Source organism: Phenylobacterium sp. (assembly GCF_046590535.1).
Classification (GTDB): domain Bacteria; phylum Pseudomonadota; class Alphaproteobacteria; order Caulobacterales; family Caulobacteraceae; genus Phenylobacterium.
Window position 1 is genome coordinate 1 of record NZ_JBKJTG010000025.1, and the last position, 7,631, is coordinate 7,631.

The window sequence follows — 7,631 nt, forward strand, 5'->3', positions numbered from 1 at the left end:
AGGCGTGCAGGGCGAACTGGGCGGCATAGAGCAGCATGGCGCCTCCCAGCCACAGGCTGCCGTAGCGCAGGATCAGGGCCAGCATGCCGAAGGCGGTGATGGCGTCGGCCATCAGGAAGGTCACGCCCAGCGACGCGGGCAACAGCGGCTGGGCGATGAGGATGGTGGTGTTGACCAGGATCAGCAGCGCAGCGACGCGCTCGGCCGTGCCGCCCTTCCACAAGGCAAGGGCGCACGTCGCGATGGCGAAGGCCAGCAAGGCCTGGGCTGGGAGTGATGTCGGCATGATGCTGCGCCCCTAATCTGCATTAGGGGCGCAGCACCAGTTAAATCATTGCAACAATCGGCTGAAGGCTCAGCCGACGTCGCGCATCGAAACCTGGGTGGTCAGGTCCACGCCGGCCGGCTTGTCCATAACGCCCATCTTGGTGCGGATGCCGAGGCGAAGCTTGGCCTCGTTAAGTTCGTTGTGGACGGCGACCATCGAGGTCCGGGCGTCGCCCAGGGCCTTGATTGCGTCGACCAGCCGAGCGGCCGCTTCGTCGGCGAACACCATGGAGGCGTTCACATCCTTGCGGGCCTGCAGCATTTCACTCATCAATTCAGCGGCTTGCGCCAGAGCGCCATCGACGGCGGCTTCGGTCGTAAACAGCTTCTTGGCGACCCGTTGGGCCACAAACGCCTTTTCCATGGGACTGCCTCTCCATTAACGCGACACTCGTTAAGGTAAACGTATGGTGAAGCTACACGCAAACGATTCAAGAGTTGTTAACCACGTTTTCTGCGCCTGAGGGTTGCAGCGTGGCGCCCGAAGCACACTTCGTTAATTCCGCAGGTGACTGAAACGCCAGACCGCCCGCGGCTCGCCGAGGAAGCGAAGCGTTAGGAAAACACCCGTAAGACGGAGGCATGCGTCGCCAGACTAGCGCCATGACCGAGCCGCAGGCCCCCCGGCGATCCGCCCCCGTGGCCACCTTCCATGCGCGGGTGGCGGGGGTAGGTCTGATCACCACCATGGTGGTGCTGGCGGCGGCCTGCCTGACCTTCATGCTGCAGCAGTGGGCGGTATCGCGCACCCAGTCGCACCAAGTCTATACGAGCCTCGGGCGGATCGCGTCGGCCAGCGTCGCGCCGATGATGGCGTCGAAGGAGGAACCCCACCTTCAGATGGCGCTGAGCTCCCTCTCCGCCAGCCCGCGCGTGGTGTCCGCCACCCTGACCGACGCCGAGGGCCGCGTCGTCGGCGGCTATGGTCGCAGCACGCCTGCCACAGGCGAAACCGAGACCATCGAGACCCCGGTGACGCTGAACAGCGCCACCTTGGGCGAACTCGACCTGGTGGTTGAGCGGCCGATGCTGGCGCCGATGCTGCCGCAGTTCATCGCGCTCACCCTGGTGCTGCTGTTCGGCGGCGTGGGCGTGGCGCTGTTCCTGGCCCGCAGCCTGGCCCACCGGGTGATCGCGCCGGTGCAACGGCTGTCGGAGGCCATGAACGAGGTGGCCGCGGGCGGCGGCTTCGCCCCGGTGGACGTGAAGGCCAATGACGCGCTCTTCCAGAGCCTGACCGATAGCTTCAACCACTTGCTGGGCAAGCTGGGCGAGCGCGAGGAAGACCTGAGAGCCGCCATGCGCGACCTGGAGGTCGCCCGCGACGAGGCCGACGCGGCCAATGTGCTGAAGACCCAGTTCCTGGCCAACATGAGCCACGAGATCCGCACCCCGCTGAACGGCGTCCTGGCCATGGCCGAGGTCATGTCCATGGGCGATCTGGCGGACCTGCAGCGCGACCGGCTGGACGTGATCCGCCAGTCCGGCGGCCTGTTGCTGGCGGTGCTGAACGACGTGCTGGACCTCTCGAAGATCGAGGCCGGCAAGCTTTCCCTGATGGTTGAGGATTTCGACCTGGAGCCAACCACGGCGCTGGTGCGGGAGAACTTCGCGGTGGTGGCCGGCAGCAAGGGCCTGAGCTTCCAGGTGGACGTCACCGAGGCGGCTAAAGGTTGGTGGCGCGGCGACGCCGATCGCCTGCGTCAGGTCATGGGCAACCTGGTCTCCAACGCCGTGAAGTTCACTACCGAGGGCGGGGTGCGCGCGATTGTCGACGTGGCCCCCTCCGGCGCCCTGCGGATCGTGGTGCGCGATACGGGCGTGGGCATCGCGCCGGAAAAACTGCCGACCCTGTTCGAGAAGTTCACCCAGGCGGACAATTCCGCCACCCGCCGGTTCGGCGGCACTGGCCTGGGCCTGGCCATCTGCCGCGAGCTGACCCAGATGATGGGCGGTTCCATCGACGTGGAAAGCCGCGAAGGCCATGGCTCGACCTTCACCGTGGAGCTGCCGCTGGAGCGCGGCGAACCAGTCACCGAGGTTGCGCCCGACCCGGTGGCGCCGGTCACCGAGGGCTCGCTTCGCCTGCTGGCCGCCGAAGACAATGCGACGAACCAGCAGGTGCTGGCCGCGGTGATGGGCTCGCTAGGCATCGACATCGACATCGTCGCCGACGGCAAGGCGGCCGTGGAGGCTTGGCGCGACGGCGGTTACGACCTGATCCTGATGGACATCCAGATGCCGGTGATGGACGGCATCGCCGCGGCCCGCAAGATCCGCGCCGTGGAGCAGAAGGATGGCCGCAAACGCACGCCGATCGTCGCCCTGACCGCCAACGCCCTTACCCACCAGATCGAGGAATACCTGGCCGCGGGCATGGACGACCACGTGGCCAAGCCCATCGAGATCGCCAAGCTCTACGAGGCGATCAGCAACGCGCTGACCGCCGCGGCCACCGGCGCGCCGACCGCCCGCAAGCGCCGCCGGGCCGCCTGACCCGGCGCTCATCAAGCTGAACGGCGCACAACCCCGCGGCTCAGACGGGCTTCACCCGCAAAATGGTCCTCTGCAGCTCACGAAGCCGGCGTCCCGGCTTTGCGAAAAGTTCAGGAGGACCTCAAGATGAAGACGTTTTTGCTCTCGATGGCCGCTGCCGCCGCGCTGACCGCCGTGGCCGCGCCCGCGTCCGCCCAATCCTATGACCAGTCCGACCGCCGCTACGAGCAGCCCTACGGCCGCGACCATGTGTCGATCAACCAGCGCCAGGAACGCCTTGAGCGCCGGCTCGAACGGGGCGTGATGCGCGGCGACCTGACCCGCAACGAAGCGCGCCGGCTGCACATGCAGGCTCGCGAGGTCGCCCACCTGGAAGCCCGCTACCGGGTGAACGGCTTGAACAGCTGGGAGCGCGCGGACCTGGATCGCCGTTTCGACCGGCTGGAGGCGATGGTTCGCTTCGAGCGTCGCGACGGTGACAACCGCCGGGATTACGGCCGCCGGGACGACGACGATCGCCGCTACGCGCGCCGCGACCGCGACTAAGCTCGCCGGGTGCAGGACCTGGCAGCAGCGCCTCCGGAGAAATCTGGGGGCGTCTTGCTATGCGGGCGCCACCCGCAGGGTCCCGTCCAGCACAGTGACGGCGCGGCCGAGGAGCAGCACCCTCGCGCCCCGGGCCTCACACTCCAGGTCGCCGCCACGTCCGGGGTAGGCCTGGTGGAAGACCACCCGCGCACGCCCCAGCTTGTCAGCGAACAGCGGCGCCAAAATGCAGTGGAGCGAGCCGGTGGCGGGATCCTCGGCGATGCCGGACCCGGGAGCGAAGAACCGGCTGACCACATCGTAGGGCCGTCCAGAATCCGCAAGCGCAGCGACGCCGACATTGCCGCGCCCGCCGGTGGCGCAGCTGGAGACCCGGTTGAGGGCCGCAAAGTCGGGTGACAGGGCCCGCACCTGGGCCTCGTCAGCCAGCAGGGCCACCAGATAGGCCGAGGCCCAGACCTCGGTGGGTTCGACGCCCAGGGCCTCAGCGAGCCCCGGCGGGGTTTCGATCCGCGTAGGCGGCTGAGCGGGGAAGTCCATCTCGTAGAGGTCGCCGTTCCGGGCCACCGTCAGCGGACCCGACGCGGTGTCGAAGGTCACCGGCGGGGCGCCCGCCAGTTCCTCCAGCAATACATGGCCGGCGGCCAGGGTGGCGTGGCCGCAGAGTGGGACCTCCAGGGCCGGGGTGAACCAGCGCAGGCCGAAGCGGGCGGGATCGGTTGTGCGAAGCAGGAAGGCGGTCTCGGCCTGGTTGTTCTCCGCCGCCAGGGCTTGCATCCAGGCCGCGTCGGGCCAGGCCGCGAAAGGCTCGACCACGCAGGCGGGATTGCCGCGGAACGGGGCGGCGGCGAAGGCGTCGACGGTCCACTGGCGCATGGGAAGTCTCCTGAAGACCCCATGTCGACGCCGGACGGGCGGACGGCAAGGTCCAGTTGGTAGGCGGCGGCCCTAGTCCCGGACCACGTGGATCTCCGGCCAGCGGGCCAGCGCCGAGGCGGCGGTGCGGTCGAATCCCTCGGTCGGCCGTCGCGGATTGGGCCGCATCCGCAGGGCGAACAGGTCCTCCAGCCCGAAGGGGGCCACGACGGTGAGGGTGTCATCGGGCTCCAGCCGCACGCCCACGGCGAACAGCGGGCTGACGAACCGCTCCAGCGCCTCCGCGCTATGGGCGAGCGGGGCGTAGGCCTCAGCGAACTTGTCCTCGAACCACAGGTGCACCCGCGCCTGGTTGCGCACCTCCACCATCTCGCGGAGCGGCGGCTGGCAGGCGGCCGCCACCCGCCGGATCACCGCGTCCTCCGCCTCGTAGGAGGTGTCAGGGTCGAAGTAGCCCAGGTCGTAGTCCTTGATCCCGTAGTCGAGGTCGCGCCCCGTCCGGTCGTTCAGCACGCGCTGATAGACCGCGCCGGAGAACAGCAGCCAGTCTGGCAGGGCCAGGTCGCGGGCCGTGCGCAGCACCCGCATCAGCGGCTCGGAGCGCCGCAGGACGGCCGCAAGCTCTTCGGTGAGATCGCCGCTCACGCGCGCCCCCGCAGCGGCCAGCCGTGGTCGAGCGGGCCATGGCCTGCGCCGAACCCCGGCGCGTGCAGCATGGCCTCGTGCACATAGTCCCAGGCCCGCGCCACCGCGGCGGCCAGAGGCAGCCCCTGAGCCAGGCCGGTGGCGCAGGCCGAGGCCAGGGTGCAGCCGGTGCCGTGGGTGTGGCGGGTGTCGATGCGCTCGCCCTCGAAGACGGTCTCGCCGGCGGGCGTCATCAGGAGGTCGATGACGCGGTCCCCCGGCAAATGGCCGCCCTTCATCAGGACGGCCCGGGCGCCGGCGGCCAGCAGGGCCTCGCCGGCCCGGCGCAGGCCGTCGGTGTCGGAGACGGTCAGGCCGGTCAGCGCCTCGGCCTCCGGCGCATTGGGGGTCAGCAGAGCCGCGCGGGGTACCAGAAGCCGCTTCACCGCCTGGGCGGCGTCGGCGGCCAGCAGGGCGACGCCGCCCTTGGCGGTCATCACCGGGTCGATCACGGCGGTGACCCCAGGCGCTGCGTCCAGCAGGCGGGCGACCAGCTCCACCGTGGCCACATCGCCCAGCATGCCGGTCTTGATCGCGTCGGCGCCGATGTCATCCAGCACGGCGCGGGCCTGAGCCTCGATCACCTCGATGGGGATAGGATGGACGCCGGTGACGCCCAGGGTGTTCTGCACGGTGATAGCGGTGATGGCGGTGGCGGCGTAACCGCCCAGCGCGGTGACCGTCTTGATGTCCGCCTGGACGCCCGCGCCGCCGCTGGAATCGGAACCAGCGATGATCAGGACTCGGCCCAGGGACTGCATGGGCGGGCGATAGCGCGCCCGGGCCGGCGATGCATCAGGATTTCGCGGCGGCGATGGCCCGCCAGACGATGAGCGCCTGAGCGGTCTCGCGCACGTCGTGGACCCGCACCGCGGCTACCCCCGCCGCCACACCGGCCAGGGCCGCGGCCAGGGAACCGCCGAGGCGGCCGTCCGGCGCGCCGCCCGCTGGGTCCAGGGCGGCGATGAACCGCTTGCGGCTAACCCCCAGCAGGACCGGGAAGCCCAGGGCGACGATCCGGTCGAGGCCGCCCAGCAGCGGCAGGTTGTGGCGGGTCATGTGCTTGCCGAAGCCGATCCCCGGATCGAGCCAGATGCGGTCGCGGGCGACACCCGCAGCGATCGCCGCCTCGGCGCGGGCGGTCAGGAACGCCGCCACCTCGGCGACCACGTCGTCATAGCGCGGCTCGGCCTGCATGGTGCGGGGCTCGCCCTGCAGGTGCATGAGCACCACCTCGCAGCCCAGCTCGGCCGCCGTGGCGAGGCTGTCGGGGACGTGGCGAAGCGCGGTGACGTCGTTCCACATTGTGGCGCCGGCGGCCATGGCGGCGCGGGCCACGGCGGGCTTCATGGTGTCGACGGAGATCGGCAGGGCGCTCTCGGCGCGGATCGCGGCGATCAGCGGGACCACCCGGGCGATCTCGTCCGCCGGGCTCACCGGGTCGGCACCCGGGCGGGTGGACTCCCCGCCGATATCCAGCAGATCGGCGCCGTCGGCGATCAGCGCCCGGGCGTGGGCCAGGGCGGCGGCCGGCGCGGCGAACCGGCCCCCCTCGGAGAAGCTGTCAGGGGTGACGTTGACCACGCCCATGACGAGGGGCCGAGCGGCGGTGGCGGGGCGGTCAGGCATGTGGCGCACGGCGACAGCGTGTTCGGCAGGGACGCGAGGGGAGATCGCGCCTCTAAGCCGGTTCGGGGCTGGCCGGCCGGGGCGAGATCGGCACGGCGACGGCGGGGCCGTTGGGGCGCCTGGAGTCCAGTTCGTCGCGCTTGGGGGCGACGCCCTTCAGGGCGTTGATGATCTCGTCGCCGGACAGCGTCTCGTATTCCAGCAGCGCCTTGGCGAGGGTGTGCAGCTCGTCCAGCTTCTCGGTGAGGATGCGCTTGGCCTCGTCGTAGCCGGCCTGCACCAGCCGCTTGACCTCGGCGTCAATGATGTTGGCGGTGGCCTCCGACACGTTCTGGGTGCGCGCCACCGAATGGCCGAGGAAGACCTCCTCCTGATTGTCGCCGTAGGAGACCAGGCCCAGCTCATCGGAATAGCCCCAGCGGGTGACCATGTTGCGGGCCAGGCTGGTGGCCGCCTGAATGTCGCTGGAGGCGCCGGAGGTGATCTTGTCCTTGCCGAAGATCAGCTCCTCGGCGACCCGCCCGCCCATCATGATGGTGAGCTTGGAGGTCATCTGCTGGAAGTTGATCGAATAGCGGTCGGCCTCGGGCAGCTGCATGACCATGCCCAGCGCGCGGCCGCGCGGGATGATGGTGGCCTTGTGCACCGGATCGGTGGCCGGGACGCTGAGCGCCACCAGGGCGTGGCCGCCCTCGTGGTAGGCAGTGAGCTTCTTCTCGTCCTCGGTCATGACCATGGAGCGGCGTTCGGCGCCCATCATGACCTTGTCCTTGGCGTCTTCGAACTCCTGCATCGCGACCAGGCGCTTGTTGCGCCGCGCCGCGAGCAGCGCCGCTTCGTTGACGAGGTTGGCGAGGTCGGCGCCGGAGAAGCCGGGGGTGCCGCGGGCGATCACCTTGACGTCGACGTCGGCGGCCAGGGGCACGTTCTTCATGTGCACGCGCAGGATCCGCTCGCGGCCGTTGACGTCGGGATTGGGCACCACCACCTGGCGGTCGAAGCGGCCGGGCCGCAGCAGGGCCGGGTCCAGCACGTCCGGCCGGTTGGTGGCGGCGATCAGGATGATGCCTTCG

At 69.9% G+C, this 7,631-nt stretch carries 8 protein-coding genes and 1 pseudogene; 2 read left to right on the forward strand and 7 right to left on the reverse strand.

Features of this window, described 5'->3' with window-relative positions; all coding sequences use genetic code 11:
• Both ACLL81_RS01330 and ACLL81_RS01335 read right to left on the reverse strand, forming a co-directional pair.
• Nucleotides 1-286: pseudogene (locus tag ACLL81_RS01330) on the reverse strand (hypothetical protein); the annotation flags it as partial.
• A gap of 69 nt (nt 287-355) precedes the next feature.
• Nucleotides 356-691, reverse strand: a complete 336-nt coding sequence (locus ACLL81_RS01335) for a hypothetical protein (protein WP_411286544.1) — start codon at nt 689-691, stop codon at nt 356-358.
• A gap of 218 nt (nt 692-909) precedes the next feature.
• Here ACLL81_RS01335 and ACLL81_RS01340 point away from each other — a divergent pair, with 218 nt between their 5' ends.
• Together ACLL81_RS01340 and ACLL81_RS01345 are read left to right on the forward strand one after the other, a co-directional pair.
• Nucleotides 910-2,823 (forward strand): ATP-binding protein, encoded by a 1,914-nt coding sequence (locus tag ACLL81_RS01340; protein ID WP_411286545.1) that lies wholly within the window; start codon nt 910-912, stop codon nt 2,821-2,823.
• A gap of 126 nt (nt 2,824-2,949) precedes the next feature.
• Nucleotides 2,950-3,369: a hypothetical protein gene (locus ACLL81_RS01345; protein WP_411286546.1), complete on the forward strand. Its 420-nt coding sequence runs from the start codon at nt 2,950-2,952 to the stop codon at nt 3,367-3,369.
• Nucleotides 3,370-3,426: 57 nt separating this feature from the next.
• On the opposite strand, the gene ACLL81_RS01350 is transcribed toward ACLL81_RS01345, so the two are convergent.
• The 5 genes from ACLL81_RS01350 to ACLL81_RS01370 all read right to left on the reverse strand — a co-directional run.
• On the reverse strand, nt 3,427-4,245 hold the full coding sequence (locus ACLL81_RS01350; protein ID WP_411286547.1) for a PhzF family phenazine biosynthesis protein: 819 nt from the start codon (nt 4,243-4,245) through the stop codon (nt 3,427-3,429).
• Nucleotides 4,246-4,317: 72 nt separating this feature from the next.
• A complete protein-coding gene (locus ACLL81_RS01355; protein WP_411286551.1) occupies nt 4,318-4,833 on the reverse strand; it encodes a nucleotidyltransferase family protein in 516 nt (171 codons plus the stop codon).
• A 53-nt stretch (nt 4,834-4,886) separates the two neighbouring features.
• The gene (thiD, locus tag ACLL81_RS01360; protein ID WP_411286548.1) at nt 4,887-5,690 is read right to left on the reverse strand and encodes a bifunctional hydroxymethylpyrimidine kinase/phosphomethylpyrimidine kinase; all 804 of its coding nucleotides are present in this window, start codon (nt 5,688-5,690) and stop codon (nt 4,887-4,889) included.
• Nucleotides 5,691-5,724: 34 nt separating this feature from the next.
• The gene (folP, locus tag ACLL81_RS01365; protein ID WP_411286549.1) at nt 5,725-6,558 is read right to left on the reverse strand and encodes a dihydropteroate synthase; all 834 of its coding nucleotides are present in this window, start codon (nt 6,556-6,558) and stop codon (nt 5,725-5,727) included.
• Nucleotides 6,559-6,610: 52 nt separating this feature from the next.
• Nucleotides 6,611-7,631: ATP-dependent metallopeptidase FtsH/Yme1/Tma family protein (locus ACLL81_RS01370; RefSeq protein WP_411286550.1), on the reverse strand; the 1,021-nt coding region annotated here is incomplete at its 5' end.